The 26,914-nt window shown below is 64.8% G+C and carries 24 protein-coding genes; 9 read left to right on the forward strand and 15 right to left on the reverse strand.

The genetic code is table 11. From position 1 onward, the window contains the following. Positions 1-90: 90 nt before the first annotated feature. Complete coding sequence (locus tag OSH12_RS15250; RefSeq protein ID WP_266344440.1) at positions 91-1,608, reverse strand: ABC transporter substrate-binding protein; 1,518 nt, start codon at positions 1,606-1,608, stop codon at positions 91-93. Between the two features lie 387 nt (positions 1,609-1,995). Between OSH12_RS15250 and OSH12_RS15255 the strand changes: the two genes are divergently transcribed. The 4 genes from OSH12_RS15255 to OSH12_RS15270 are packed head-to-tail and all read left to right on the forward strand — an operon-like array spanning position 1,996 to position 5,867. Then, positions 1,996-2,916 (forward strand): ABC transporter permease, encoded by a 921-nt coding sequence (locus tag OSH12_RS15255; RefSeq protein ID WP_266344441.1) that lies wholly within the window; start codon positions 1,996-1,998, stop codon positions 2,914-2,916. Further along, complete coding sequence (locus OSH12_RS15260; RefSeq protein ID WP_266344442.1) at positions 2,913-3,866, forward strand: ABC transporter permease; 954 nt, start codon at positions 2,913-2,915, stop codon at positions 3,864-3,866. Before OSH12_RS15255 ends, OSH12_RS15260 begins: the two co-directional genes overlap by 4 nt. Next, positions 3,863-4,876: an ABC transporter ATP-binding protein gene (locus OSH12_RS15265; RefSeq protein WP_266344443.1), complete on the forward strand. Its 1,014-nt coding sequence runs from the start codon at positions 3,863-3,865 to the stop codon at positions 4,874-4,876. Before OSH12_RS15260 ends, OSH12_RS15265 begins: the two co-directional genes overlap by 4 nt. 1 nt (position 4,877) lies before the next feature. After that, positions 4,878-5,867 carry an ABC transporter ATP-binding protein gene (locus OSH12_RS15270; RefSeq protein WP_266344444.1) on the forward strand — a complete coding sequence of 330 codons (990 nt, stop codon included), beginning with the start codon at positions 4,878-4,880 and terminating at the stop codon, positions 5,865-5,867. Between the two features lie 168 nt (positions 5,868-6,035). Here OSH12_RS15270 and OSH12_RS15275 read toward each other — a convergent pair whose 3' ends face one another. Further along, positions 6,036-7,034, reverse strand: a complete 999-nt coding sequence (locus tag OSH12_RS15275; RefSeq protein ID WP_266344445.1) for a LacI family DNA-binding transcriptional regulator — start codon at positions 7,032-7,034, stop codon at positions 6,036-6,038. Between the two features lie 471 nt (positions 7,035-7,505). Here OSH12_RS15275 and OSH12_RS15280 point away from each other — a divergent pair, with 471 nt between their 5' ends. The 5 genes from OSH12_RS15280 to OSH12_RS15300 all read left to right on the forward strand — a co-directional run bounded on the left by OSH12_RS15280 (position 7,506) and on the right by OSH12_RS15300 (position 12,556). Beyond that, positions 7,506-8,270 (forward strand): sugar phosphate isomerase/epimerase family protein, encoded by a 765-nt coding sequence (locus OSH12_RS15280; protein ID WP_266344446.1) that lies wholly within the window; start codon positions 7,506-7,508, stop codon positions 8,268-8,270. Between the two features lie 81 nt (positions 8,271-8,351). Further along, positions 8,352-9,422 carry a Gfo/Idh/MocA family protein gene (locus OSH12_RS15285; protein ID WP_266344447.1) on the forward strand — a complete coding sequence of 357 codons (1,071 nt, stop codon included), beginning with the start codon at positions 8,352-8,354 and terminating at the stop codon, positions 9,420-9,422. A gap of 56 nt (positions 9,423-9,478) precedes the next feature. After that, a complete protein-coding gene (locus tag OSH12_RS15290) occupies positions 9,479-10,780 on the forward strand; it encodes an ABC transporter substrate-binding protein (RefSeq protein WP_266344448.1) in 1,302 nt (433 codons plus the stop codon). Between the two features lie 91 nt (positions 10,781-10,871). Further along, the gene (locus OSH12_RS15295; protein ID WP_266344449.1) at positions 10,872-11,714 is read left to right on the forward strand and encodes a carbohydrate ABC transporter permease; all 843 of its coding nucleotides are present in this window, start codon (positions 10,872-10,874) and stop codon (positions 11,712-11,714) included. Beyond that, entirely contained in the window at positions 11,711-12,556 is an 846-nt protein-coding gene (locus tag OSH12_RS15300; protein WP_266344450.1) for a carbohydrate ABC transporter permease, read from the forward strand. Before OSH12_RS15295 ends, OSH12_RS15300 begins: the two co-directional genes overlap by 4 nt. Positions 12,557-12,683: 127 nt before the next feature. Here the strand turns inward: OSH12_RS15300 and OSH12_RS15305 are convergent, their stop codons facing one another. The 13 genes from OSH12_RS15305 to greA form a co-directional block, all read right to left on the reverse strand. Further along, positions 12,684-13,439: a hydroxypyruvate isomerase family protein gene (locus OSH12_RS15305; RefSeq protein WP_266344451.1), complete on the reverse strand. Its 756-nt coding sequence runs from the start codon at positions 13,437-13,439 to the stop codon at positions 12,684-12,686. Positions 13,440-13,461: 22 nt separating this feature from the next. Continuing rightward, positions 13,462-14,505, reverse strand: coding sequence for a zinc-dependent alcohol dehydrogenase (locus OSH12_RS15310; RefSeq protein ID WP_266344452.1), 1,044 nt, complete (start codon positions 14,503-14,505; stop codon positions 13,462-13,464). Positions 14,506-14,509: 4 nt separating this feature from the next. Continuing rightward, the gene (locus OSH12_RS15315; RefSeq protein ID WP_266344453.1) at positions 14,510-15,337 is read right to left on the reverse strand and encodes a carbohydrate ABC transporter permease; all 828 of its coding nucleotides are present in this window, start codon (positions 15,335-15,337) and stop codon (positions 14,510-14,512) included. Further along, positions 15,337-16,269, reverse strand: coding sequence for a carbohydrate ABC transporter permease (locus OSH12_RS15320; RefSeq protein WP_266344454.1), 933 nt, complete (start codon positions 16,267-16,269; stop codon positions 15,337-15,339). The genes OSH12_RS15315 and OSH12_RS15320 overlap by 1 nt, the downstream gene beginning before the upstream one ends. Positions 16,270-16,284: 15 nt before the next feature. Further along, positions 16,285-17,556 (reverse strand): ABC transporter substrate-binding protein, encoded by a 1,272-nt coding sequence (locus OSH12_RS15325; RefSeq protein WP_266344455.1) that lies wholly within the window; start codon positions 17,554-17,556, stop codon positions 16,285-16,287. A gap of 166 nt (positions 17,557-17,722) precedes the next feature. Continuing rightward, entirely contained in the window at positions 17,723-18,796 is a 1,074-nt protein-coding gene (locus OSH12_RS15330) for a LacI family DNA-binding transcriptional regulator (protein WP_266344456.1), read from the reverse strand. A gap of 285 nt (positions 18,797-19,081) precedes the next feature. Next, complete coding sequence (locus OSH12_RS15335; protein WP_266344457.1) at positions 19,082-20,302, reverse strand: ROK family transcriptional regulator; 1,221 nt, start codon at positions 20,300-20,302, stop codon at positions 19,082-19,084. An 87-nt stretch (positions 20,303-20,389) separates the two neighbouring features. Next, positions 20,390-21,157: an SDR family NAD(P)-dependent oxidoreductase gene (locus OSH12_RS15340; protein ID WP_266344458.1), complete on the reverse strand. Its 768-nt coding sequence runs from the start codon at positions 21,155-21,157 to the stop codon at positions 20,390-20,392. A 24-nt stretch (positions 21,158-21,181) separates the two neighbouring features. Continuing rightward, positions 21,182-22,009: an ATP-binding cassette domain-containing protein gene (locus OSH12_RS15345; protein ID WP_266344459.1), complete on the reverse strand. Its 828-nt coding sequence runs from the start codon at positions 22,007-22,009 to the stop codon at positions 21,182-21,184. Further along, positions 22,006-23,055 (reverse strand): ABC transporter permease, encoded by a 1,050-nt coding sequence (locus OSH12_RS15350; RefSeq protein ID WP_266344460.1) that lies wholly within the window; start codon positions 23,053-23,055, stop codon positions 22,006-22,008. Before OSH12_RS15350 ends, OSH12_RS15345 begins: the two co-directional genes overlap by 4 nt. A 2-nt stretch (positions 23,056-23,057) precedes the next feature. Continuing rightward, a complete protein-coding gene (locus OSH12_RS15355; RefSeq protein WP_266344461.1) occupies positions 23,058-24,056 on the reverse strand; it encodes a substrate-binding domain-containing protein in 999 nt (332 codons plus the stop codon). Between the two features lie 36 nt (positions 24,057-24,092). Continuing rightward, positions 24,093-25,736, reverse strand: a complete 1,644-nt coding sequence (locus OSH12_RS15360; RefSeq protein WP_266344462.1) for a ribulokinase — start codon at positions 25,734-25,736, stop codon at positions 24,093-24,095. 671 nt (positions 25,737-26,407) lie between these two features. After that, a complete protein-coding gene (gene greA, locus OSH12_RS15365) occupies positions 26,408-26,890 on the reverse strand; it encodes a transcription elongation factor GreA (RefSeq protein WP_266344752.1) in 483 nt (160 codons plus the stop codon). Between the last annotated feature and the right edge of the window lie 24 nt (positions 26,891-26,914).

Raw genomic sequence — 26,914 nt, forward strand, 5'->3', positions numbered from 1 at the left:
CCGTCAAATTCGTCTCCAACGATGAGAAGCCGGACCACGCCCGTGGTCCGGCTTCCGATTCAGGTCTCTACAGAGGATGATGCGGCCGGCCTACTCCGTGCCTTCCGACACGGTGATGTCCTTGACGAAAACCTTGCCGTCAACGCGCGGCGTCCACTCGACGCGTTTGCTGAGACCGTAAATATCCTGCACGTTCAGCAGCGAATTCACATAAGCCTCGTCGCGCGAACGCTGCAGAACTTTTGCATAGAGCGCCTTGCGCTTTTCGACATCGGTTTCGAAGCGCGCGGCGTCGATCCACTCGCCAAGCTCCTTGTCGGCATTCGAAGCGCCGGGGCTTACGGGATGGTAATAGGCGGTGATCGCACGATCCACGTCGAACAGCTCGTTGGCGCTCGAGGAATAGTAGACGTCCGGACGAGCCTCGGGATTGAAGATCGTCTTCAGATAGTCGCTCCATTCCGGGATGCGAACATTGACCTTGAGCCCGACCGCAGTCCAATAGGCCGCAACGGCCTCGACCGTATCGCGATCCTTCAGGAAGCGACCGCCCGGTCCGACAAACTCGATCACCGCGCCTTCAGCCCCGGCTTCCTTCAGCAGCGCCTTGGCCTTTTCGGGATCGTAGGGATAGGCCTTGATGCTCTCGTCGAAGCCGAAAGCCGCCGGGACGGCAAGCTGGCCTGTCGCGGCCTTGGCGTTACCCTCGAACAGTCCTTCGGCCAGTTCCTCGCGGTTGACCGCATACAGCAGCGCCTGACGGACACGCACATCCGAAGTCGGCGCCCCCGGCCGTGCATTGATCAGCACGTAGGGCAGTTCGAGCCCCTCGATTTTGGCGACCTTGGGCAGCTGCGCCGTGAATTCGGGCGCGACGTTGGTGATCAGGTCCAGTTCGCCCGAAAGCAGGCCTGCGAGGCGCGTGCTGGCATCGGGGATGAAACGGAACGTGACGTCGTCAACCTTGGCAGCGTTGCCCCAGTAATCGGGATTGGCCTGGAGCACGACTTCCTCGCCGCGATCCCAGCGCACGAATTTGTAGGGGCCGGTGCCGATCGGATGGGCGGCAAAATTCGGGTCAGACGCATAGGAGGCCGGAACGATCTTCAGCCAGTAGAGCCGCGCGGTAAGCGCCGGATCCGGCTTCTCCGTGGTAACGCGCACCGTGCGCGCGTCCACGGCAACCGCTTCCTTGATCGTCGACACGTAGGAGAACTGGCCGGATTTGAGCGCCGGGTCGACAATCCGGTTCAGGCTGAGCGCGACGGCCTTGGCGTCGAGCGGTTCGCCATTGTGAAAGTTGATGCCATCCCTGAGCACAATTTCCCAGGTCAGGGGATCGATCTGCTTCGGCAACTCGGCGGCAAGGCCGGGTGACAGCGTGCCGGTCGCATCGCGCACATAGAGCGTCTCGTAGATGTTGTCGTTGACGATCCGCTCGGGACCGTCGTCCTGGGCCTGCGGGTCAAGCGTCGTCGGCTCGGCGCCGATGGCAACGACCACCTCGGTCGCGGAAGCGGCGCCGCCCACGAAAAGCGCGAGGGCAGAAACCGACGCGAAGACGGAGCGCCTGAGCGCAGATCGGAAATCGGGAAGCAAGGTCATCATAGCCACCTCGGCAAGAGAGAATGCGGAGGCAAATTCTGCCCATCTCTCTCACCAAGAGTAATGTGATTCCATGCTAATATTTGACGAGCTTGTGAAATATATTACCGAAATAACGTTTCCATTATTTCGACGAAAATCGAAACTTCATTCTAAGAACCGTAGTTAAATGAGGATAGATCAGCAAGACAGTTGGAGACTATGCGGAATATATGATGCTGTAGCAGCAAAGGAGCGCGTTTTGGCGGATCTCGTTGGCCTTGCCCGCAATAACGATACCCGGGATACGCGTGGATGGGGCCCGCACTTGCTCAAGCACGCCTGCACAGCTTCGGCAGCCGGCTCGCGCTCTCATGGTCGCCCGCGCAGCGTGGATGGCAGGCAAAACGCTTGACCAACTTCATCCTCCAGAGGCTCTGGCACGGCGTTATCGTCGTGCTCGGCGTGACGACAATCGTGTTCTTCGTTACGCGCGTGATCGGCGATCCGGTCCAGTTGATGCTACCCGTCGAGGCGACGCTGGAGCAGCGAGCGCTGATGCGCCATCAGCTTGGCCTCGACCTTCCGATGTTGCAGCAGTTCGTTCAGTTCGTGCGCGGCGTCGCGACCTTTGATTTCGGCGATAGTCTCTGGCAGCGCCGCCCCGCCATGGACATCGTGTTGCAGCGCCTGCCGATGACCGCGCTGCTGACGGCTGTCGGCATCGGCGCCGCGATCCTGTTGTCGATCCCGCTTGGTATCATCGCGGCGCTTCGCCCCGACGGCGTCGTCGACCGGACGACGGTGGTCGTCAGTCTCGCCGGCCTTTCGATTCCGCAATTCTGGCTCGGCCTGCTGCTGATCATCCTTTTCGGCGTGAAGCTCGGCTGGCTGCCGACTTCAGGCGCCCGCTCGCCGCTCCACATCGTACTGCCGGCCCTCACGCTGGCTCTCCCCTCGCTGGCCCGGCTAATCATGGTCGTGCGCACGGCGATGATGGACGAACTCAATCGGCAATATGTGAAGGTAGCGCGATCGAAAGGCCTGAGCGGCCTGCGGGTGGTCGGCACCCACGCGCTGCGCAATGCCGCCGTGCCGATCCTGACCCTGTCAGGCTGGGAGGTGATCGGGGCGCTCGCCGGCAATGTCGTCGTCGTCGAAACAATCTTCGCCTGGCCAGGGCTGGGGCTGACCGTGGTGCAGGCAATCGAGCGGCAGGATCTCGTGCTGCTGCAGGCCGTCGTGTTTACGGTCGCGATCCTCGCGGTCGGCATCAACCTCGCTTTGGACATCATCCATAAGGCGATCGATCCGCGAGTGGGCATCCGATGAGCCTCACCGCCAATAGCCCCTCGGCGTCGCGCCCTGCCGCTCGACGCAGGAAGCCGGCGGGCCTCCTGTCCGAACTGCTCGGCGACCGACCGGCCGTGCTCGCCACCGGCTTCCTGCTACTGATCGTGTTCGTTGCCATCCTGGTCCCGCTGATCGTCCCGCATGACCCGGCGGCGCAGGCGCTTCGGGCCCGGCTGGATCCGCCGGCCTGGCTCGCCGGCGGAAGCTGGTCGCATGTGCTGGGCACCGACAATCTCGGCCGGGACGTGCTGTCGCGGATCATGTATGGCGCGCGCACCTCGCTCAGTATCAGCCTTACCGTCTGCGCCATTGCCAGCACGTTCGGCATCGCCATGGGGCTTATCGCTGCCTATGTCGGTGGCCGTACCGACACGATCCTGATGCGCATCGTCGACACGCAGCTCTCCTTCCCTGACCTGCTGCTCGCGCTGACGGTCCTGACCGTGCTCGGCTCGTCGCCTGTCACGGTGGTGATCATCCTCTCGATCAGCGGCTGGATGGTCTATGCGCGAATGACGCGCGGGATCGTCGTTTCGGCCCGTCACGAAGGATATGTCGAGGCGGCGGAACTGGTCGGCTGCTCGATGCCGCGCATCATCCTGCGCCACATCCTGCCCAACATCGCCGCGCCGCTCTCGACGCTGCTGATCCTCGAATTCGCGCGCGTCGTGCTCGCCGAGGCCGCTCTCTCCTTTCTCGGCATGGGCATCCAGCCACCGGCGACCTCCTGGGGGCTCGATATCGCGCTTGGCAAGGACCACGTGTTTGGCGCCTGGTGGCTCGTCACCTTCCCCGGGCTCGCGATCGCCCTCACCATTCTTTCCGCCAATGTGCTGGCCGCCTGGGCGCGCGTGACGACCGATCCGCAGGAACGCGAAAAGCGCTTCGCAAGGACCGTTGCCCGGCGATCCGGAAGCAAGCGGCGATGACCCCGCCACCACTCCTGGAGATCGAGGATCTCGTCGTTTCCTTCACGACACGGCGTGGCGTCTTCGAGGCCGTGCGCGGTGTTTCGCTGCATGTTGAACCGGGCGAAACGCTCGGCATCGTCGGTGAGAGCGGCTCCGGCAAGAGCGTCACCATGCAGGCCGTGATGGGGCTGATCGAGGCTCCCGGCGCCATCGAGCGCGGCGCGATGCGCTGGAACGGCGAACCTCTGTCCGGTACCCGGCATGGCCCGCGCGCCGCCGTCGCCGGGCGGGAGATCGCCATGGTGTTCCAGGACGCCATGACATCGCTCAACCCGCTGCTGACCGTTGGCGTCCAGATCACCGAAGTGTTGAGGCGCCACAAGGGGCTGAAGGCTGCAGCCGCGTCGGCCCGCGCCAGCGAGTTGCTCCGGCTTGTCGGGATCACCAATCCCGAGGGGCGGCTGCATTACCTGCCGCATCAGTTTTCGGGCGGCATGCGCCAGCGCATCATGATCGCCATGGCACTCGCGGCCGAACCGGCGCTGCTGATTGCCGACGAACCGACAACGGCGCTCGACGTCACCATCCAGGCGCAGATCGTCGACCTGCTGGCCGAATTGCGCGACCGGCTTCACCTATCCGTCGTGCTGGTGACCCACGACATGGGCCTTGTCGCCGAACTCTGCGACCGTGTCGCCGTGATGTATGCAGGCCGGATCGTCGAGACAGCGCCTGTGCAGGAACTTTTCGCCGCACCGGCCCATCCCTATACGGCCGGCCTGCTGCGCTCGATGCCGCGCCTCGACGACAGCGCCGGGCGGCTGGAAGCGATCGAGGGCAGCCCGCCAGACCCTTCCGACCTGCCCGAAGGGTGCGCGTTCCGCACGCGCTGCCCTCGCGCACAGGAAGACTGCATTCACGATCCGTTAACCACGGATCTCGGCAGCGGCCGCGGCGTTGCCTGCTGGCACCCGCTCGCCCCTCCCGTCGCCCACGGGCAGGAGGCCCGCGTTCATGCCGGAGAGTGAAATGGCCAAGCAGGCTGATCCGGCGAAACGACTGGTCGAGTTCACCGATGTGTCCGTCGCCTATGATGTGCAACGCGCGGCCTTCTGGCACCGCAAGCCGCCGCCCTTCCGAGCTATCGATGGCGTCAGTTTTCAAATCGGGCGGGGCGAGACGCTGGGAGTCGTCGGCGAAAGCGGATCGGGCAAGAGCACGATCGGCAAGGCGCTGCTCGGACGTGCGCCGCTGGCCACCGGCAACATCTCCTTTGACGGCCGCGACATCAGCAAGCTTTCCGGCGCAGCCATGCGGCGGCTTCGGCGGCACATCCAGCCGGTGTTGCAGGATCCCTATGCCAGCCTCAATCCGCGCATGCGCGTCGCCGACATAATCGCCGAGCCGCTGCTGGTGCATGGCATAGCGCGCGGAAAGGAGGCCGAGGCTCGCGTGGCGCAATTGCTGAACCTCGTCGGCTTGCCGAGCGACACGGCATCACGCCATCCCGGCTCGTTTTCGGGCGGCCAGCGCCAGCGCATCGGCATCGCGCGAGCGCTCGCGGTCGAGCCGGATTTCATCGTCGCCGACGAACCCGTCTCGGCGCTCGACGTCTCGATCCGGGCCCAGATCATCAATCTGTTCCGTGATCTGCAGCAGGAACTCGGCGTCGCCTATCTGTTCATCGCGCACGACCTTGCCATTGTGCGCCATGTCTCGCACCGCATCGCCGTCGTCTATGCCGGCCGCGTCGCGGAGATCGGCCCGCGTGATGCGATCTACGGCTCGCCGCAGCACCCGTATACGCGCGCCCTTCTGGACGCGGTCCCCATACCGGACCCGGCACGGCGCGGCGAACGGCGGCCGACGATCCGGGGCGAATTCGGAAGACCGGGCGATGAAGACCATGGCTGCCGCTTCGCGCCACGCTGCCCGCTCGCCACGAAGATCTGCCGCGAGGCCGTGCCGCCGCTGGCCGCAAAGGCGCCCGGCCACCTTGCCGCCTGCTGGAACAGCTGAGGAAACAGGACGAAACGCTCGCAGATCCGTGCAGTTTACGCCGGATGGGTGACCGCGCCAGCTGTGCAGGGCGGCCCCATCTATGCGGCGTTCCTCGATGTCATGCCCGAGTCGGCCAAACCGGACGCGAACTCACCTCGAGGTCGCCGAACCGGGGAGGTGGCACCACTAGCGCTCGAGCGGTCCCGAACTGCGCCGGACGATCAATTGATGCGAGACGAGTTTTTGCTCGATCTCGGCACCCTCTTCGATCAGGCGCTTGAGGTAGAGGACCGAGACCTCGGCCATTTCACGACGCGGTAGCCGGACAGTCGTCAGCGGAGGATCAAAGACCTCGGAGAAGGTGAGATCGTCGAACCCGGCGACGGCGATGTCCTGCGGGATGCGAATTCCCGCACTCTTCAGTTCCGTCATCAGGCCGTAGGCGGATTCGTCATTGGCGCAGAAGATGGCGTCCGGCAGCGGACCGGCGGCCAGCAGGCTGCGGGCAACCTCGCGGCCATCTTCCAGCCGGAAGCCGCCCGGGTGCAGCAACCCCGGTTCCGCCGGAAGGCCGGCCTCGGCCATGGCACGCTGCCAGCCCTCGCGACGCAGTCGGGATACCAGCTCGATCGGCGGGCCTTCCAGGTGTGCGATGCGCCGGTGGCCATTGGCGATCAGATGGCGGACTACCTCGGCAGCGGCGGTGGTCTCATCGATCTGGACAGAGGCAATGCCGCTATGGATCTCGGTCGGACTGAGAGTCCGCACCACGGGGAGCCGCTCCCCATTTTCCAGACGGTCGCGGATCCGGCTCGGACAATAGCTCGATGTCAGCAGGATACCGTCAATCCCGCCCGTAAAGAGCTCGTCGGCCAATCGATCCGGCCGTTCCAGGTCGGTTCCGGTGTGGCCGATCATCAGCCCGTAGCCGAGTTCGAAAGCAACCTTGTCGAGGTTCTTCAGCAGGTCGGAATAGTTCTGGTTGGCAAGATCGGGGATCAGCACCAGCAGGATGGCGCTGCGCTGCAGGCGTAGCGAGCGGGCATGCCGGTTGATCTTGTAGCCGGCCTGCTGGGCAGCCCGCTCGACCCGAATGCGGGTTTCCTCGCTGATGGGGGGCAGGCCGGCAAGCGAACGACTGACCGTCGACGCCGATACGCCGGCGAGCCGTGCGATATCGGCCATCGTCGGCGGTCGCAGGCGTGAGGCCTCCCGCACCGGAGTGGTGTCTTTTCCAGACTTTCTGGACATGTCGCCAGCCAATTCCCAATCGTCCCCGGAAGCATCGCGGCGAGGGCCGCGATTGCCCAATCGGCAAAGTATCATGAAAGCCAAGCTGGCCGGGAAGGCGCCGGCTGCCAAGGTCTCCAGCAGGCTGTGACACGAATTGCTGCCCCGCACAATCGATTGCGTATTGCGCGCAATCGATTGCGTGTTACCAATTGCGCATTCGATTGCGCTCACCGCTTCCGGTCGGGGACGAGAGAGCGCTGCTTGGGGGGAGGAGCCGCCCGGGTCCCGGAGGACAAGTATGAACACGCCAGCACGCGATGCCGGCGCGACAGGTTTTGTTGCGCCCGGTTCGCCAACCACCCCGCGTCTGCCGGACGAGTCGGCGGCGCGCCAATCGCATCCCCCTGCACGGACATGAGACCCATGGACATCACTCCCATTCTGTCGATCCAGCTCTATTCGCTGCGCAATCTCGGCTCGGTCGAGAGCCAGCTCGACGCGGCTGATGCAGCCGGCTTTCGTCTCGTCGAGACGATCGGCAGCCAACTCGCGGATCCGAAGGGTCTCAAGGCGGCGCTGGACAGCCGGGGCCTCATCGCCCCGACGGGCCATATCGGCATCGGCGATCTCCGGTCCGACCTGCCGCGCATCATCGATGCAGCGCACGAGGTCGGCATCAGCCAGCTCTACATGCCGGCCTATCCGCCCGAGGAGCGGGGCACGACTGCCGCCAGTTGGTCGAAGGCGGGCGAGGAACTCGGTCGCATCGCCGAGACGCTGAGGGGCCAGTCGATCGGCCTCGGCTACCATAATCATCATTGGGAACTGCAGGTTCTGGACGATGGGCGCCGGGCGCTCGAGAGCTTCTTCGCCGGAGCGGAGGGATCACCGCTTTCCTGGCAGGCGGACATCGCCTGGCTTGCGCGTGGCGGCGTCGACCCGGTCGAATGGCTGGGCCGATACAGCGCCATCCTGACGTCGGCGCATGTGAAGGACCAGGCGCCGGCAGGCATCGAGATCGACGACGGCTGGACGGATGTCGGCGCCGGCATCCTCGACTGGCCGCACCTCTTCGCCGTCGCGCGGGAAAATGGCGCCAACATCATGACCGTCGAGCATGACAATCCGGGCGATCCGGCCGGCTTTGCGGCGCGGAGCCACGCCTATCTCGTCGCCATGACGAAATAGGCCGGACGCACGAAGCCGGAAACCAGATCCGGGCTCGGGACTTCCGAGCCCGCATAACCATCAATGAATCGGATAGCGAACGTGGAAAAGCTGAAGGTTGGTTTGATCGGGCTTGGGACGGTCGGCCAGGTCGTGCACCTGCCGGTCCTTGCCGGGCTGAAGGATAAATTCGAGGTCGTGGCGGTGTGCGACGTGTCGGCGAAGCTGACACATCGTGTCGCCGACGCCTTCCAGGTTCCGGGGCGCTACACCGACCACAAGGCCATGCTCGCGGGTGAGAAGCTCGATATCGTCGCCGTCATCAACTCGGACGAGTACCACGCTGATTGCGCCATCGACGCGCTGGCGGCCGGCGCGCATGTGCTGATCGAGAAGCCCGTCTGCCTGTCGCTCGAGGACCTTGACCGCGTGATCGCGGCGCGCGATGCCGCCGGAAAGATTGCGTTTGTCGGCTATATGCGCCGCTATGCCGGCGCCTTCACGGCCATGCGCGAGCGTCTCGCCGCGGCGCCCTCGATCCTGCATGTGTCTGTCCGAGACATCATCGGCCCCAACGCCTATTTCATCGACCAGACCTCGGTGATCGAGACGGGCGACGACATTGCGCCAGCTTTGGTCGCGGAGCGCCAGCAGCGCGCGAGCGCACAGATCCAGGCTGCACTTGGCACGGTGCCGCCGGACGCCATCTCCGCCTATCGGCTCCTTTGCGGCCTCGGCAGCCATGATCTCTCGGCCCTGCGCGGATTGATCGGTGCGCCGAAGCGGGTGATCGGGGCCGGCAAGAAGAGCGGTGGCCGCTATGTCACGGCGATCCTCGACTACGGAACCTTCATGGCGACGTTCGAGATGGGCCTTGATCAGGTCGGTCGGTTCGATGCCTTCATCGAGGTGTTCACCGGTGCCGAGCGGGTGAGGATCGATTACGACACACCGTTCATTCGCCACCTGCCGACGCTGCTCACGGTGACCTCGACGAAGGGCGACGACCTTTCGGTCGCCGTGGAGCGGCCGAGCTATCGCGATCCCTATACCAGCGAGTGGCTCCACTTCCATGACGCGATCACGACCGGCGCGCCGGTCGACACGACGCTCGAGGATTCGGCAGAAGACCTGAAGCTCTTCGCCGACATCATCGCGGCCTTCCCGGACTAGGTTCGGGCGGTCGCGGCCAAGGCAGCATGAATCGTTCAATAACGGGAGGAAACCAAATGAACGACACCACAGCGAGCCGCCTGAAGATGACGCGGCGCGGCTTTCTCGGCACGTCGGCCGCGGCTGCAGCCGCCGCGACGTTCGGCCAGCCCGCCGCATTCGCCGCCGAAGAGATCAAGTTCTGGGACATGGTCTGGGGAACGGGCGCCGGCTACACCGCCGCTGCGAAGGAACTGGTCGGCGGCTACCAGCCCGCTGGTGACAATCTCGGCGTCCGCTACCAATCGGTTCCCTGGGCCAACTGGTACCAGACCTTCACCTCGGCTGCCGCCTCGCGCACGACGCCTGCGGTCTCGTCCGGCGCTGCCTTCCTGCCGTTCTATTTCATCGAGAAGGGCGTCATCGCGCCGGCTGACGATCTGATCGCCAGCATCGACAAGGCCGGCACGAATGATTTCCTGCCCGGCGTTCTCGAAGCGATGAAGACGGATCTCGGCTATGCGGCCATGCCGTGGTCGATGGATCTTCGCGTCGTCTGGGTGCGCAAGTCGTTGCTCGAGAAAGCCGGCGTCGAGGCGCCGACCGACTGGCAAAGCTTCATCAAGGTCGGTGAAGCGCTGAAGAAGATCGACGTGGTCGGGCTGGGCCTGGCGGGTGGCAGCACCACGACGGACGGGCAGCACACCGTCTCGGCGCTGCTCATCAACAATGGCGGCGGGCTGTTCGCCAAGGATGGCACGCTCGACTGCGTCAACGACCGCAATATCGAGACGCTCGACTTCCTGAACGAACTCGTCCGGAAGGGCATCATCGATCCCTATGCGGCGAGCTATACGTCCGACAACGTGACGCGCGACTGGCTGTCGGGCCGCATCGGCATGGGCTTTGGCCAGACTGGCCTGGACAAGAACTTCCCGACCGAGCAGCAGTCGGATCTGGCGGTGATCAGCCCGATCAAGTCGCCACGCGGCGATACCGGCACGGTCTACTACATCAACCCGCTGATGATGTTCAAAACGACGGCGTCGCAGGCTTCGTCCGAAGCTTTCCTCGGCTGGTATCTCGATAACATGAAGGTCTTCTGGGAGAAGGGCGTCGCTACCGACGTGCCGGTTCGCAAGAGCATCGCCGATCTGCCGATCCTCAAGCAGAACGCCAATCTGCAGAAATCGATTGCCGAGTGGCAGCCGATCGGCAAGACGATCGGCGCGCAGGCGCCGCATCCATTCGGTGCGCTCAATGCCGTTGACGGCGGCGGCGCCGGAGCGGCCTTCATTCAGCAGATCATCGAGGGCAAGACGGGATCGAAGCAGATCCTCGAGACCCTCCAGGCCGCCCTCGAGAAGATCGTGAAATAGCGTGCAGGTGACCGGAACCCTTGCAAACCGCCAGGAAGGGCGCCCCGCGATCGCGGGGCGCCGACGGCCTGACCTAGGCCGTTCGCTGACCATGACCGGACTGGCCCTGCCGGCGATCGTGCTCATGGTGGTCGTCAACGCCTATCCGGTCATCTATGCCGGCATCCAGGCGGTCCATGACGGCGACCTGCTCGGCCTGGGCAATTTCGTCGGTTTCGCCAATTTCCAGGACGCGTTGACGGATCCGCTATTCTGGCGGTCGGCAAGGTTCACGGTCATCTTCAGTCTGTGCGGCGTCTTCGGATCGTGGATCATCGGCTTTGCGCTGGCCCTGATGCTGAAGCCCGACTTTGCCGGCAAGAACCTGTTCAAGATATTGCTGCTCCTGCCTTGGATCGTGCCGATCGTCGTCTCGTCCATGAGCTGGAACTGGCTGACCGCCACGCCTGGCAGCCTGCTGCCGATGCTCGCCGCCGATCTCGGCTTCGGACGGGTGATGTTCCTCGCCGATCCGACCATGGCGATGATCACGGTCTGCATATTCAAGATCTGGATCAGCTATCCGTTCATGATGATGATGATGTCGGCGGCGCTGGAGGGCATCGAACCGAACATCAACGAGGCGGCACGTGTCGACGGCGCCAATGCGCGGCAGCGGCTTCGCTACATTGTCCTGCCGATGACCGCGCGTTCGACCTATATCAGCTGGATCCTGATGGCGATGTTCTCGGTGAACGATTTCGCCACCATTTACCTTCTGACCGGCGGCGGCCCCGTCAATTCGACCACCTCGCTGATCGTTCTCGCCTATCGCTCCGTCTTTCAGGATTTCCGGCCCGGGTTCGGCGTCGCAATCTCGTTCCTGATGACGGCTGCCCTGGTGACGATGTCGGTCATCCTGCTGCGTCAGATGCGCAAGGCGAACATGCAATGAGCACCACTGCGACGCGACCGCGCAAGCTGGCGCTGGATCCGAGACGGGCAGGGATGGGTCGCACGCTGGCGACGGCCATCGTCACGCTGGTCATGCTCGGGCCGATCCTTGTCGTCTTCTGGCTGGCGCTGCGCCCGCGCCTCTACACCGACATCACCGGGCCGACACTGGAGACTTTCGTCTATATCTTTGCCGAGACGGATATCCTGCTCTGGTTGAAGAACAGCGCCATGGTCTCGACTTTGGCGACCATCATCTCGGTCATCGTCGCCGCCCCCGCCGGATATGTGCTGTCGCGCGGGCGGGGCGGCGCCGTCTCGGCCTATTCGCTCTTCATCTTCGTGCTGCAGAGCTTCCCGGTCGTCGTGTTCGTCATCCCGCTCTTCATCATGTTCGCCTCGGTGGGACTGGTGGATTCGCTCAGTGGCGTGGCGATCATCTATGTCGCTTCCTCGGTTGCCGTCGCCTGCTGGATGATGTCGGCTTATTTCGACACGATCCCGGTGACGCTTGAGGAGGCGGCCTGGATCGACGGCTGTTCCGTCTTTGGCGGCTTCGTCCGCATCGTGCTCCGGAACTCGCTGCCCGGCGTGCTTTCGACGGCGATCTACGCCTTCCTGCTCGCCTGGAACGACTATCTGGTCGCGCTGGTATTCCTGCGCTCCGACGACCGCTTCACGCTGCCGATCGGCCTCCAGACCTTCTTCCAGCAGAACCAGACCGACTGGGGACCGGTGATGGCCTGCGCGGTGGTGATGCTGACGCCGCCGGTGCTGATCTTCGCCCTGCTCAACCGCTTCTTCAGTATCGGTGGAATTGGCGGGGCACTCGCTGGCAAGTAGCGGGGATCGTGCTGCCGGTATCGCGAGTCGAGCGCAGCCATAGTCCATGCTTCGAGCTGCCCTGTTCCGGGGCAGCTCGAACATCTTGGATCACGAAGCGGCGGTGCCGTATGGAGGGTGTCGCCGATCAGGCGAGTACGGCAGCGAGGCTTTCGACCGTATCGCGGGTCGGTTTGTATTCGAGGCCGACCAGGCCCTTGTAGCCATTCGCCTCCAGCCAGGCGACACGCGCCTGCCAGTCGAGCTTGCCGGTGCCGGGCTCGTGGCGGCCCGGCGCATCGGCGAGATGCGCATGCGCGATGCGGTCCACGCGACCGGCAAGCACCTCGGCGATGTCCTCGTCCATGACGGCCGAATGATAGATGTCGTAGAGGATCTTGATCTCGGGCCGGCCGACCTCGTCGATGATGTCGAGCCCTTCCTTGGTCGAAGGCAGGAAATAGCCGACATGGTCGACGAGCGTGTTAAGCGGCTCGACGGCCAACACAATGCCGGTTCCCTTGAGGATATCGGCCGCCTTCTTCAGCGCCTCGACCAGTGCCTTGCGCTGCTCCTCGCGGGTGCGGCCCGGCAGGTCCGAGCCCGCCTGGACGATCAGCACCTTGGCGCCGAGGCGCTTGGCAACGGCGATCGAGCCGGGCAGGCCGGCGAGGAACGCCTCGTGCTGGGCCGGGTCGGTCAGCGGCACCATCGGTTCCGCGCAGAATCCGGCGACCGGCAGGCCGGTCTCCTTCAGCGCCGCCTCAATGGCGTCGATGTCCTTGTTGCCGAAGAGCCAGAATTCCACGGCGGACAGGCCCGCCTTCCTGGCGAGGCGGATACGGTCGGCGAAATCGGGCGCTTCGGCGGCGAAGAGCCATTCGAGACAGGCGGAATACTGCATGGCGAAGTCGGGTCCTTCGGGATCAGGAGCGATAGTCGATGAGAACCTGCATGACCTCGGGCGAGCCCTGGTCCAGCAACTGGTAGCCGCGCGCGGCATCCTGCAGGGGGACGCGATGGGTGACGAAGCCCTTGAGATCGGCGGAATAGGCGGTCAGGAACTCGCGCGCAATCTGCGCCCGGCGCGGCACTGACCATAGCGGGCCGAGGAACGGGTTGACCGACCCGACCTGCGACGAGACGATGCGCGGCCGGTTGTGGTGGAACTCGCCGGAGAGGCTCAGGCTCTCGAACGTGCCGCCATACCAGGACATGGCGACGACCAGGCCATTGAAGCCGACCGTGCGGATTGCCTCGTTGAGGGCAGGGGCGGCGCCGGAGACTTCGATGACGGCGTCGGCGCCGCGGCCCTCTGTCAGTTCGCGCACCCGTTCCGCCACCTTGTCCTCGCCCGGGTGCAGGACATGATCGGCGCCGCCCTTCAGGGCGAGATCGCGCCGCAGGTCGATGCCGTCGACGCCAATGATGGTGCGGGCACCGCCCCGCTTCAGAAGGCGGGTGACGATCTGGCCGATGACGCCGAGGCCGGACACGACGACGTCGGCGCCGAGCGGAAGGTTGGCGTCGAGCACGCCGTTATAGGCGGTGTTGAGGTTGGAGAAGAAGACGCCGAGTTCCGCGTCGTCGAGATCGCCCAGCGGGATCACCGCCTTGGCATTCAGCACGGCGTGGCGGCCATGCGGCGCGTAGGCGTAGACGAGGTCGCCGACCTTGACGCCCGTGGTCGCGGCCCCGGCCTCGGCGATCCGGCCGACCATGGCGTAGCCATAGCGCGCCGGCCAGTTCCAGTCGGCACCGCCGTCGAGGAACAGCCGCGTCTTCGGATCCATGTGCTGGCGCCATTGCGGAGCGAGGCCGCGAAACACGTTCAGTTCGGTGCCAGCGCTGATGCCGGAGACGAGCGCCTCGATGACGACGTCCTCGGGACCGGCCGCCCGCAGTGGTTCATCCTCGATCGTCAGGCTGCGGGGGCCGTTGAAGTAGAGCGAACGCGTCATGGCGCCCATGGCATTATCCTTTCACGCCGCCGGCTAGGAGGCCGCCGACCAATTGCTTGCGGAAGATCAGGAAGAGCAGGATGGCCGGCAGGGCGATGATCGTGCCGCCGGCCATGACCTGGCCCCAGGAGAAGGAATAGGGATCGAACAGCCCCTGCAGGGCGAGCGGCAGCGTCTTGACGTCGGCCTTCGAGATCAGCGCCAGCGCCATCAGGTATTCGCCCCAGGAAAGGACGAAGGCGAAGGTGCCGACCGCGATGATGGCGGGCCGGATCAGCGGGATGACGATGCGCGTCAGCGCGCCGACCCGCGAGCAGCCGTCGATCATCGCGGCTTCCTCGAGCTCCTTCGGGATGGCGTCGATATAGCCCTTGAGCATCCAGACGGCGATCGGCATGCCGAGCGCCAGATGGGTGAAGATCAGCGCCGTCAGCGTGTTGGTGAGGCCGAGCTGGCGCACGATGACGACCAGCGGCACCAGCACGGCAAGGCTCGGCAGCATCTGCGTGCCGAGGATCAGCAGGCCGAAGAAATCGCGGCCGTGAAAGCGGAAGCGGCTCAATGCATAGGCTGCCGGCAAGGCCAGAGCCGTGGTGATGATCGCGACGACGATGCCGACGATCAGGCTGTTCTTGAGCGCGATCAGGAACGGCTTCTTGGCGAGGATCGCCTCGTAATGCACGAAGGTGAGACGCTGCGGCCAAAGCCCGCCGCCGGTGATGTCCGTCTCCGGCCGGACGGAGGCGACGAACACCCACAGGATCGGAACCAGCAGCAGGAACAGCACGACGAGCGTGACCGCATCGAGGCCGGCTTCGCGGAGCGGTGAGGTGCGGCGCATCAGTCGATCCTCCGGGCGCGGAGCGCGAACATCGAGGCTGCGAACAGCAGGACGAGCATGACGATGCTGATCGCGGCGGCGTAGGCGGGTCGCAGGTCGAGGAAGACCGCCTTGTACATGGCGATGCCGACGATCGTGGTCGCATCCTGGGGGCCGCCCTTGGTCATGATCCAGGGCAGGTCGAACGAGTAGAAGGCGAGGATGCCGAGCACCAGGCCGACGGTGACGACGGTGTTCTGGATCGAGGGCACGGTGATATGCCAGAAGCGCGACCAGGCGCCGGCGCCATCGACTTCGGCTGCCTCGTAAAGTTCATCCGGGATGGATTTCAGCGCGGCGAGAAGCGCGATCACCAGGAAGGGCGTGCCCTTCCAGCCGGAGATGAAGATGATCGTCGCGAAGGCCAGGACAGGATCGTTCAGGACGGAGCTGTCGCCGGCGATGCCGATCAGGTGCAGGAAGGAATGGATGGGGCCGACATCGCTGTCGAGCAGGAAGCGCCAGCCGAAGCCGAGCACGATGAAGGGCGTCACCCAGGGCAGCAGGATCAGCGCCGAGGCCGTGCGGGCGATTGCGGTTTCGCGGTTGAGAAGCAGCGCGATCGGCATGGCGAGCAGGAGCTCGACGAAGACGGTGCCGAGCGTCCAGATCCAGGTCCGCCCGAAGGATGCCCAGAGCTGGGTGTCCTGCAGCAGCGCGCGGTAGTTGATCAGGCCGCCCCATTTGGGCTGGGGCTGCCGCAGCATGTACCATTCCTGCAGCGACAGCCAGAAAGCGTAGCAGAGCGGAACGATGGCGATGGCGAAGGCCACGAAGACGGCCGGGCCGATCATGCCATAGGGCAGCCAGCGATCCGGCAGGAGGGAGCGGCCAGGAGAGCGAGACGCCGCCCTGGCCACGGTGACGGTTTCCTGGCGTGCTGCCATGTCCATGCTCTGCTCGAAGGCCTAGCGAGCCAGGACTTCGTTGATGGTGGTGCAGAGCTGCGCCGTCGCCTGGTCGGTCGTCTGCTGGCCAAGGGCGACGGCCTGCACCGCCTTCTGGATCGTGTCGACCTCAAGCTGTCCCATCTGCGGGATCGCCTCGCTCGGATACTGATAGGCGCGGGCGTCCTGCAGCTGCTCGACGAACAGCGGATAGGGGAACGCCGTCCACGGCTCGCCCTTCGCCAGCGAGACGCTGCCGGGGATGAAGCCGCCTTCGGTCGCGAGCGTCTTCAGGGCGTCGCCATGGGTCGCATAGAGGATCCACTTGGCAGCGGCTTCCTTGTTCTCGGACGCATCCCAGAGCACCAGAGGCCAGCCGCCGAGGAAGCCGGAGCGGTTCTTCGGGCCTGCCGGCACCTTGGCGATCGCCACCTGGTCGAGGAAGGCGGCCTTGTCGTTCTGCAGGTCCTTGTAGAGGCCGGCATCCGACAGGATCATGGCGAACTTGCCATCGCGGAAGCCCTTGCGGAACGTGTCGCCGCTCATGCTCGGGGCGTCGGGATGGGTCGCCTTGTTCTTGTAGACGCTGACATAGGTATCGAGCGCCGACTTGAACTCCGGCGTGTCGAAGCCGCACTTTCCGTCGTCGCCGATCATGCGGGCGCCATAACCGAGATAGGCGCTCATGAAGTTCTGCACGGTGAAATAGTCGAGGCTCATCGAGAGCGCCGCGCCATAGGTGCCGTCCTTGGTCAGCTTGGTCGCGTCGGTCGCGAAATCCGCCCAGGTCTGCGGCGGCTTCTCCGGATCGAGACCAGCATCCTTGAACAGGTCCTTGCGGTAGTAGAGCGCGCGCGTCTCGACATTGACCGGCGACGCCCACCACTTGCCCGCAAGGTTGTAATAGCCCTTGTCGCCAGGCCAGACGTCCGCGGCAACGTTGGTGCCGTGCTCCTTGTCATAGGCGGCAAAGTATTCGTCGAGCGGGGCGAGCGCACCGGCCGACTGGAACTGCGCCACGACATTGTTGCCGAGCATGGAGACATCCGGCAGGCCGCCGGCCGAGAGCGCGCTGACGAGGCGCTGCTGCTGCTCGGACCAGGGCACGATCTCCATGTTGATCTTGATGTCGGGATTGGCCTTCTCGAACGAGGCGATGGCGCCGTTCCAGGCGGCGATATCCGCGTCGCGGGTCGAGAACTGCCAGAAATTGACGGTCGTTTCCGCCAGTGCGGGGGCGGTGAAGAAGCCGGCTGCGATGGTGGTCGCGGCCAATAGTGCGGTGATGCGCATGGTAACCCTCCCGAATCATGGCTCTCCCGTCCTTCGAACGGTGGCCGGCGTTTCCTCTTGTCTTTCGAGCCCGTCTTATGCGGGTTTGTCGGCAACGAATTTATCTCGATACCGCATGTGTCATCGATAACACATCGTCAAATCGTTAACATCAGGCGCGGTTTTGTCAATTGCCGTCAGAGAGGGACTTTAGGTGCGGTGCGGCACCAGCCGACCGGCGCACGACCAGCCGGGTCGGCAAAACGGTGGTCATCGCAACGGTTCTGCCTTCGATCGCGTCGAGTGCAGTGCGAAATCCGAGCCGCCCGAGATCTTCCATCGGCTGTGCCACGGTGGTCAGTTGCGGCGCCAGGTTTGCCGCCAGCGTGTCGTCGAAGCCGATGATCGACAGGTCCTGCGGCACGCGGAGGCCTTCCTCATAGATGCCCTGCAGGGCGCCGGCGGCGAGGATATCGCAGGTGGCAAAGATCGCCGTCGGGCGTTCGGGCAGCGCCAGCAGCGCCTTCACATGACGATAGCCTTCGATGCCGGAACCGCCATCCTCGATATGGTAATAGCGCCCGAGCCGGATCAGGTTTTCGTCGATGGGGATGCTGGCCTGGCGCAGGCCCTCGCGGTAGCCGGCGAGGCGCTCTTCCTCGACGCTGGTGAAGTGCCGGTCGCCGCGGTTGATCAGGTCCGGATCGCCGCCGATGAAGGCGATGCGCCGGTGGCCGAACTGGACGAGATGGGCGATGGCTTCCAGCGCGCCGGAGAGATTGTCGACCCGGATCGACGGCGCCTCGATCGTTGCCGCGCGCTCCAGCTGGATGACCGGAATGGCGGCTTCCGTCAGCAACTGGACATTGTGGCGATCGATCGCGTTGGTGAAAAGCACGGCATCGACGCGACGCTCGATGAAGCGCTCGACGCCGAGGCGTTCGCGTTCGGCGCTGCCATTATGGTTGAACAGGAAGGTCTTGTAGCCTTCGGCCAGCGCTTCTTCCTCGGCCCAGTGCGCGACATTGACGAAGAAGGGATTGGCCGTGATGGCGGTCAGCATGTGGCCGACTGTAAAGCTTCGCTGCTGGCGAAGTCCGCGCGCCACCGCGTTGGGCCGGTATCCCGTCGCCTTGATGGCGGCCTCGACCCGGCTGCGGGCGACGTCCGAGACATAGCCCTTGGCTTTCAGCACCCGGGCCACGGTCGCCGTCGATACACCTGCGCGTTGAGCGACTTCCAGCAGCGTCGAGGGCTTCATTCCAGCACTCCATCCCTCCGAATGGCTGTAGCGATTGAATATTGCCGAGGCAAGGCGGCTGATCGGCAAAGGGACAGACGTCCGACCACTTCGGGCGAACAACCTATTGTGCTCGGCCACCATGAACACTCCAGCTGGTCTTTATGACTCCCGAGGATTTGGGTGGGGTTTGACGCGTCGGATTGCTCGCCCTGACACTCGGTGATGATGCCGGCGACGTGCTAAGGCATTACCCTGGACCACCTCATGGGGGCCGGCCACTCGCCGGCCTTTTACTCCGCTTGTCTATCGTGCGGCGATCCTTGCGTGCTTGACGATGACGCTCTCGATCGCGTCCGGGTGCAGGATCGTATCGATCGCCAGTTGCGCCGCGCCGAGGATGCCGGCGCTGCCGTCCGACTTGGCCCGGACGATGCGCAATTCGCGGGTGGCGAGCGGCAGGGAGCGTTCGAGCACGAGCTGGCGTACCCCGGCAAGAAGATGGTCCTCGACCCCGGAGAGCGTTCCGCCGATGACGATCAGGCTCGGATTGAGGACACTGACGACGTCGGCCGTCACCTCGCCCAGCACGCGCCCGGCCTCGCGAACGCAGCGGATTGCTTCGGGCTGATTGTCCTGCACCAGGGCCACTATATCGCGCGCGTTCTGCGCTTCAAAACCCTTGGCGCGAAGATCGCGCGCCAGCGCCCAGCCGGCGGCGCGCGCCTCGACGCAGCCAAGTTTGCCGCAGCGGCAGAGCGGCGGATTATCCGAATTCAGCTGGATGTGGCCGATGTCGCCGGCGGCGCCCTGCGCACCGCGATAAAGCCTGCCATCGGCAATGATGCCGCTGCCGATGCCCGTACCGGCCTTGATGTAGAGCAGTTGCTCGACATCCGGCCAGAAGCGGCGCGATTCCGACAGCGTCATCAGGTTCACGTCGTTCTCGACGATGACGGGAGCGCCGAGTTCCGTGCCGAGCCAGGAGCGGATGTCGAAATTGTCCCATCCAGTCAGGATCGACGGGCCGAAGACGCGGCCCGCCTTGAAATCGACGGGAGCGGGCAGGCAGAGGCCTGCGCCGAGCAGATCCTCGGGCGGTCTCCCGATGCGTTCGAGCAGGGCTCGAAACTGACTGGCGACCCGCTCCAGGACAGGCAGCGGTCCACCGCGCAGGTCGATGGTGCAAGTCGATTCCGCCAGGATCGACGGTTCGAGCGAGGTGACGGCAGTGCGCAGGATGCTTTCGCCGATATCGGCGGCAAGGATGACGCCGAAGCCCGTGTTGAGCTGGAGCATCTTCGTCGGGCGACCGCCGCTCGGCAAAGTCTTGGCCGCTTCGTCGACGAGCCCGAGTGCAATCAGGGCGTTGAGGCGCTGGGTGACGGTGGTACGCGACAGGCCGGTCCGGTCGATCAACTCGGAACGCGACTGGGCGCGGCCTGTAGCGATCAGGGACAGGAGCGATCCGGCGCTGGCCGCCGCCCCGATATCGGGCTTGTCCAGATGGTCCTGCGCGATTTCCATGCTTTCCCTTCGTGAGCCGATCTCTCGACCCCGGCGCGCACCGCTCGATCCAGCCTGCGCACCGGGACAAGGCAACCGAAACTTCGGCTACCAGAGAGTGTAGCCGCCGTCGACGACGAACACCGATCCTGTCACGAAAGACGACGCCTCGCTCGCCAGCAGCAGCGCGATCGGCGCGATCTCTTCCGGCGTCGCGTAACGCTGCATCGGCACCTCGTCGCGCCAGTAGTGCCGGTAGTCCTCATATTCGGTGCTGGCGATCTCGGTCTTCACATAGCCCGGCGCGATCGCGTTGACGCGCACGCCCGACTGCGCCCATTCGGCCGCCAGCGACTTGGTCAGATGATGCACCGCGGCTTTGGAGATGCCGTAGGGCGAATGCCATTGCGGACGGTTGATGATCAGGCCCGAGATCGAGCCGATATTGATGATCGAGCCGGAGCCGCGCTTGACCATTTGGTTGCCGACGACCTGGCTCGCCTTCCAGACCGCGTCAAGATTGATCGAGAACAGGCGCTGCCATTCCTCGTCGCTAAGCGTCAGCGCATTGGCGTGGAAGCCGATGCCGGCATTGTTGACCAGCACGTCGATCGGGCCGAGTTCCTTGGCCACCGTCTCGACCATGGCCTCGAGGTCGTCGCGGTTGGCGACGTCGGTTTTCACCGCGATGGCCGGCACGCCGAGCTTCGTCAGTTCGGTCAGCGTCTCCTCGCTCTTGGCCTCGTCGCGGGCCGCTATGACGATCGACGAGCCGGCCTCGGCGAGGCCGACGGCGATCGCCTTGCCGATGCCGCGATTGCCGCCGGTGACGACGGAGACTTTGCCCCGCATCGAGAACTTGTCCAGGATCGACATGGGTATGACTCTCTCTTCGGTGAACTAGTGGCTGGCCGACGGAAGCGGCGGCTGGGTTGCGATCAGGCTCGACTGGACGGCATCGGCGGGCAGTGCGCCGGTCATGACGGCGACGACGTCGCTCATCGAGGTCGTCTTCGGGCTGACGACAACGGCGCGGCGGCCGAGCCGGTGGATATGGATGCGATCGGCGATCTGGAAGACGTCCGGCATCGAGTGGCTGATCAGGACGACGGAGAGGCCCTGGTCGCGCACGCGGGTGATCAGGTTCAGCACCTGGTTGGTTTCGCGCACGCCGAGCGCGGCCGTCGGTTCATCGAGGATGACGACGCGCTTGCCCCAGGCCGCAGCCCGGGCCACGGCGACCGCCTGGCGCTGGCCGCCCGAGAGCGTCTCGACCTTCTGGTTGATCGACTGGATGCGGATGCCGAGGTTTTTCATGTGGTCGGCCGCCTGCTGGCGCATGCGCGACTTGTCGAGCTGGCGGAAGATCTGCCCGCGCAGGCCGGGCTTGCGCAGCTCGCGGCCGAGGAACAGGTTCTGCGCGATGTTGAGCTGGGTTGCGACGGCCAGCTCCTGGTAGACGGTCTCGATCCCCGCGAGGCGTGCGCTGAGTGGGTTCTTGAAGTGGACCTCGGCGCCGTCGACGAACACCGTGCCGGAATCGGGGATCGTCGCTCCGGTCAGCACCTTGATCAGGCTCGATTTTCCGGCGCCATTGTCGCCAACGACGGCGAGGATCTCGCCTTTCGCCAGTTCGAAATCGGCGCCGTCGAGGGCGACGACATGGCCATAGCGCTTGGTGAGGCCCGTGGCCTGCATGGCGAGCGGGGTGGTCGGTTGGGTGTTCATGCGCGCTGTCCCCGGCCCAGATACTGGTCGGCGCCGACGGCGAGGATGACGAGGAAGCCGGTGGCGATCTGCTGGTAGAGCGAGTCGATGCCGGCCTGCGTCAGTCCGTTCTTCAGCACGACGACGATGAGGGCGCCGATGAAGGTTCCGGCCACGCCGCCGCGTCCGCCGAACAGACTGGTGCCGCCGATGACTACGGCCGTGATGCTGTCGAGATTGGCGATCTGGTAGCCGCTTGGGTCGGCAATCGGCGTCCGGCCGAGCGCCTGCCAGCCGGCGAAGGCGTAGAAGACGCCGGCCAGCGCATAGACGCTGAAGATGACGCCGTTGACGTTGACGCCGTTGAGACGGGCGGCGGCAGGCGAATTGCCGATCGCATAGACGCGGACGCCCCAGGCGGTCTGGTTCAGCGCATAGGCGAGGACCAGCGTCAGCGCGATCCACAGCATGCTGCCATACGTGATGGTGACCAGACCGAAGGACGGGCCTTCGCCGAGAATGGTCATGAAATCGGAGTTGATCGGGTAGCTGCGCGACTGGGTGTAGAGCCGAGCGGCGGCCGTCAGGATCGTGAACAGGCCGAGCGTCGCGATAAAGGGCGGAAGGCGGAAGCGTGTGATGATCAGGCCGTTGATCGAGGCCGCGACGATGCAGACGGCGAGGCCGACCAGCATGCCGAGCATCGGATCGCCATTGGCAGCGATACTGCCCGCGACCACCATGCCCAGCACCATGATGGCGCCATTGGCGAGGTCGATGCCGGAAACGAGGATGATCAGCGTCTGCCCCAGCGCCAGCGTGCCGACGACGACGGATTGCTGGAAGATGAGCGAAAGATTGCCCGCGTTCAGGAAGGTCGAGGTGGTGACCGAGAAGACGATGAGGATCAGGATCAGCGCCACCAGCGGTCCGGTGACCGGATAGGCGAACAGTCCCGTGGCGGCGCGGCGCAATCCGGCGAAGAGACCGGCAGGGGGTGACCCTGCCGGCTCCGCGTCGATCTTTGCCTGCCCGGTATCGGTGCGAACCCGGTCAGACGTTTGCATCTCTACTCTCCCCAGCAGTTTTCCAGGCCCCACTTGGAGTCCTTGGATTCGATACCGTCCACCGGATTGTCGGTGATCAGGATCGTGCCTGAATTGTTGATGCCGCTCGGCTTCGCGCCGCCATTGACAGCGGTGACGATCGCCTCGACGGCGAGGGTGCCCATATTGGTCGGGAACTGCATAACGGTCGCGCCGATCGTGCCGTCGGCGACGCTGCGAACACCCGAGCAACTGCCGTCGATCGAGGTCAGCGCGATATCCTTCTTCGCCCGCTTGATGGCGAGGAAGGCGCCCTGCGCCGCCGGCTCGTTGATCGTGTAGACGGCGTTGATGTCGGGATGGGCCGAGAGCAGGTTTTCCATCGACGACTGACCGGTCTCGACATTGGCCTGCGTCAGCGCGGTGCCGGCGATCTCCGGAGCGCCCTCGGCGATGCCGAAGCCGTTCAGGAAGCCGTCATGACGCGCCTTGGCGGTCTTGTCGGAGAGATCGTAGTCGAGCATGGCGATGCGGGCCGGCGTGCTGCCGAGCCGGGCCTTCGCCCATTTGCCGATCAGTTCGCCGGCGGCGAGATTGTCGGTCTCATAGGAGGCGTCGGCGGCGGTGGCGGGCTCCAGCGAGGTGTTGGTCGTCACGACGATGATGCCGGCGTCGCGGGCCTTCTGCACGATCTTGACCAGCGCCGAGGCGTTGGCGGGATCGAGCACGATGCCCTTCACGCCGCGGTTGATCATGTTCTCGATCGCGGCGACCTGGGTCGCGGAATCGCCGGCGACGCTCGATTCCGCCGTCATGGTCTCGAGGCCATGCTTCTTGGCCGCGTCGACGCCTGCCTGCTGCAGCTTGGCGAAGAACGGGTTCGCCAGTTGCTGTTCAACGATGCCGATCAGGAACGTCTTGTCTTGCGCATGTGCGCCTGCCGACAGCGCCATCGTGGCGGTCAGCGCGAGCGTTGCGGGCATGGCCATGGACCGTAGGGTCCGGCTGGTAATCTTCAACATAGTCCTGGTCTCCTCCACCGGGTTTATTGTCGATTGTTACGGATGTGCCTGGTCAACCTCCCGCTCCGGGCTTGCGGGGTGGCTCGCATATCGCGGCGGTTCCGACGAGCCGTTCGGAAAGCCGCCCGCCGACCCGAGCGCGCGCATCGACCGGCGAAGCTGGTCGTCGGCGGCGAGCTGGCGGTATTGCTGATAGAGGGCCGCATAGGTCTCGACCGCGGCTGGATCCGGCCGGAAGCGGTCGAACCGGCGGGCGCCGAAACGCGTCGCCCCGGTAGCGAAATCGGTGACGACCCCGGCTGCGACCGCGCCATGGATGGCGGCGCCGACGGCGGTCGGGTTGGCGATGTCGGGAACCTCGATCTCGCGTCCGAGCACATCCGCCATGATCTGCAGCAGCAGCGGATTGCGCCGCGACAGGCCGCTGGTCAGGATCACCCGGTCGATCGGCAGATCACCGGCTTCGAGATGATCGAAGATCGAGCGGGCGCCGTAGCAGAGTGCTTCGAGCAAAGCGCGGTAGATCTGCGTCGAACTGGTCGAGAGATTGAGCCCGATCAGCAGCCCGCTGAGGCTTGAATCGGCGAACGGAACCCGGTTGCCGCTCCACCAGTCGAGCGCCATCAGGCGGCTCTGGCCGGGGGCGAGCGTCGCGGCGCTATCGCCATAGAGGCGGAAGCTCTCGGCTTCCGTCTCGGCGCGCGGAAAATTGCGGATGTACCAGGCGAGGATATCGCCGAAACCGGCCTGTCCCGCCTCGTAGCAGGCGAGATCGGGCAGCACTGCGCCATCGGCGACGCCCTCGATACCGGCGGGAAGATCGCGTGCCTTGTCGCCGAGCAGCAGATAGGCGGCCGAGGTGCCGAGTGCGCCGACCAGCGTGCCGGCGGCGATGCCGTCCACGGCCGGCAGCACGACATGCGAGTCGATGACGGCAACGGCGACGACCGCGTCGCCGCGAATTCCGGTCCGCTCCTGCCATTCCGGCGCCAGCAGGCCGGCGGCCGTGCCGACCGGCAGCGGCAGCGAGAGGCGTTCGGCAAGTCCGGCGACGGTATGGCTCGGATAGCCTTCGTTGTTCGAGAACTGCGCCTTGTAAGCTGCGAAGTCGAGGCTGCGCGCCTCGATGCCGGTCAATTGCCAGACCAGCCAGTCGCCGGCCTCGATGAAGCGGTCGGCCTGCTTCCAGATCGCGGGCGCCTCGGCTTCGATCTGGGCCGCCTTGGCCAGCATCCATTCCCCGGACAGGCGGCCGCCGAAATTCTTGAGGTAGGCGCCACCGCGCGCGTTGAAGATGTCGGCATAAGGCTGCGCCGCCGCATGTTTCCAGAGCTTTACAAACGCATGCGGCTCGCTCGGATGCAGGGCGGAAAGCGGTGTGCCGTCGGCGCGGGCGGGCAGCGGCGTGCTGGCGGTGAAGCCGAGGCCTATGCCAGCGACGTCGAAACCCTTGCCGATTGCCGTCAGCACGGCCTCGGCGGCTTCGATGTAGTCGGCGGCGTCCTGCAGCGCGTAGGCCGGCGGCAGCACCGTGCCGTCGGGCAGGGCCGACGTCATCACGCCGTGCCGATAGGCGTGGGTGTGGCTCGCTTCCTGCTCGCCGGTCGTCGCATTGATGCGAACGCCGCGCGCCGACTCCGTGCCGAAATCCAGACCTAGTAGATAGACGTCAGCCACCATGCACCAAGCTCGTCCTGCGGAGGGCCGAACTGGCCTGTCCTGATCACGCTCCGGACGAGGCGAGGGCAAGGGCCCCTCCGTCGCCGGATGGCAAATAAATGTCCGCATTTGGCCTTAAGTCAACATACTTATGTATATTTTTGGACGTATATAAATCCATACGTGACGGATAGAGCGGATTCCTCAACGCATGCTACTCGGTGCAATTCTCGTCTCGGCGGGACGGATCGGTCCAGCCGCCGCCGCACAGGGAACGATCAAGTCCGATGATCCGAAGACGGATTCGATCACGCTTTCGACGGCAAAACCTCGTCCTTTTGGAAGGCGTCGAGGCCGAAACGCTGAAGGCTGGCGAGGAGGTCAACGTCGCCTGTTCGACCACGACCGGAAAGATGACAGCCTCAAAGGTTCAGGTCGTCAAAACAGGCTGAGCCGCGATGCCCGGGCAGGGACACGCGTTGTCCGGGCATCAAAACCGGTCTATCGCCTGCCGACGGTTGACCGCGTTCGGAAACTGAACAATCGGAAACGTATGGGCGCCAGAATCTAGCAACCGCATCGGCGAAACCGATCGCCCCCGTATCGTAGCATCGCGGATACGTGCCGGTTGAGTGTGACGAGTTCACAGAATATGCCCGCAACCCAGGCGTGCGTCCTATCCCGATGTCCAACTAAGAAATGGACAGGATCTCGAGTTCGCGCTGCCCGAGCTGGACAACGTCGCCAACAGCTTTGCCGATCAGGGCGATGGCAACCGGAGAACTATGCGATATGGAGGCTTGAGACGGGTTAGCCTCGTCCTCGCCGACAATGCGGAAGGTCTGCGTGCGGCCATCGTCACGCTCGAAGGTAACGATGTGACCGAAAGCGACCACGTCGCTAGACGTGGGCGACGGCGTAACCCGAGCCGTATGGACGCGCTCGGCATAGTAGCGCATATCTCGCGCAGGAACCGCCGACTGCCGTCGCCTCTCGTTGACGTCTTCCAGCGCGTTAGCGGCCTCAAGAGCCTGCCGGGCGCGGCCCAATTCATCATGCAGCATCTGGAGGCCAGCCTCCGTGACCAGGTTGATCCGATCGGAGATCGGGCGAGCCGGCAGAATGGTTTCCGATGCTGCCTCGGCACTTTCTTCCTTGGCGAATGCCACGCTCAATGGGTTGGGTCTCCTGTAGAAAAC

The sequence above is a fragment of the Kaistia terrae genome, from assembly GCF_026344005.1.
GTDB classification, from domain to species: domain Bacteria; phylum Pseudomonadota; class Alphaproteobacteria; order Rhizobiales; family Kaistiaceae; genus Kaistia; species Kaistia terrae.

What these genes read in the sequence shown, in the direction of transcription:
- OSH12_RS15250 (WP_266344440.1), bottom strand. Translation starts at nt 1,608, where the DNA reads ATGATGACCTTGCTTCCCGATTTCCGATCTGCGCTCAGGCGCTCCGTC.
- OSH12_RS15260 (WP_266344442.1), top strand. Translation starts at nt 2,913, where the DNA reads ATGAGCCTCACCGCCAATAGCCCCTCGGCGTCGCGCCCTGCCGCTCGA.
- OSH12_RS15265 (WP_266344443.1), top strand. Translation starts at nt 3,863, where the DNA reads ATGACCCCGCCACCACTCCTGGAGATCGAGGATCTCGTCGTTTCCTTC.
- OSH12_RS15270 (WP_266344444.1), top strand. Translation starts at nt 4,878, where the DNA reads ATGGCCAAGCAGGCTGATCCGGCGAAACGACTGGTCGAGTTCACCGAT.
- OSH12_RS15275 (WP_266344445.1), bottom strand. Translation starts at nt 7,034, where the DNA reads ATGGCCGATATCGCACGGCTCGCCGGCGTATCGGCGTCGACGGTCAGT.
- OSH12_RS15280 (WP_266344446.1), top strand. Translation starts at nt 7,506, where the DNA reads ATGGACATCACTCCCATTCTGTCGATCCAGCTCTATTCGCTGCGCAAT.
- OSH12_RS15290 (WP_266344448.1), top strand. Translation starts at nt 9,479, where the DNA reads ATGAACGACACCACAGCGAGCCGCCTGAAGATGACGCGGCGCGGCTTT.
- OSH12_RS15295 (WP_266344449.1), top strand. Translation starts at nt 10,872, where the DNA reads ATGACCGGACTGGCCCTGCCGGCGATCGTGCTCATGGTGGTCGTCAAC.
- OSH12_RS15300 (WP_266344450.1), top strand. Translation starts at nt 11,711, where the DNA reads ATGAGCACCACTGCGACGCGACCGCGCAAGCTGGCGCTGGATCCGAGA.
- OSH12_RS15305 (WP_266344451.1), bottom strand. Translation starts at nt 13,439, where the DNA reads ATGCAGTATTCCGCCTGTCTCGAATGGCTCTTCGCCGCCGAAGCGCCC.
- OSH12_RS15310 (WP_266344452.1), bottom strand. Translation starts at nt 14,505, where the DNA reads ATGGGCGCCATGACGCGTTCGCTCTACTTCAACGGCCCCCGCAGCCTG.
- OSH12_RS15315 (WP_266344453.1), bottom strand. Translation starts at nt 15,337, where the DNA reads ATGCGCCGCACCTCACCGCTCCGCGAAGCCGGCCTCGATGCGGTCACG.
- OSH12_RS15320 (WP_266344454.1), bottom strand. Translation starts at nt 16,269, where the DNA reads ATGGACATGGCAGCACGCCAGGAAACCGTCACCGTGGCCAGGGCGGCG.
- OSH12_RS15325 (WP_266344455.1), bottom strand. Translation starts at nt 17,556, where the DNA reads ATGCGCATCACCGCACTATTGGCCGCGACCACCATCGCAGCCGGCTTC.
- OSH12_RS15330 (WP_266344456.1), bottom strand. Translation starts at nt 18,796, where the DNA reads ATGAAGCCCTCGACGCTGCTGGAAGTCGCTCAACGCGCAGGTGTATCG.
- OSH12_RS15335 (WP_266344457.1), bottom strand. Translation starts at nt 20,302, where the DNA reads ATGGAAATCGCGCAGGACCATCTGGACAAGCCCGATATCGGGGCGGCG.
- OSH12_RS15340 (WP_266344458.1), bottom strand. Translation starts at nt 21,157, where the DNA reads ATGTCGATCCTGGACAAGTTCTCGATGCGGGGCAAAGTCTCCGTCGTC.
- OSH12_RS15345 (WP_266344459.1), bottom strand. Translation starts at nt 22,009, where the DNA reads ATGAACACCCAACCGACCACCCCGCTCGCCATGCAGGCCACGGGCCTC.
- OSH12_RS15350 (WP_266344460.1), bottom strand. Translation starts at nt 23,055, where the DNA reads ATGCAAACGTCTGACCGGGTTCGCACCGATACCGGGCAGGCAAAGATC.
- OSH12_RS15355 (WP_266344461.1), bottom strand. Translation starts at nt 24,056, where the DNA reads ATGTTGAAGATTACCAGCCGGACCCTACGGTCCATGGCCATGCCCGCA.
- OSH12_RS15360 (WP_266344462.1), bottom strand. Translation starts at nt 25,736, where the DNA reads ATGGTGGCTGACGTCTATCTACTAGGTCTGGATTTCGGCACGGAGTCG.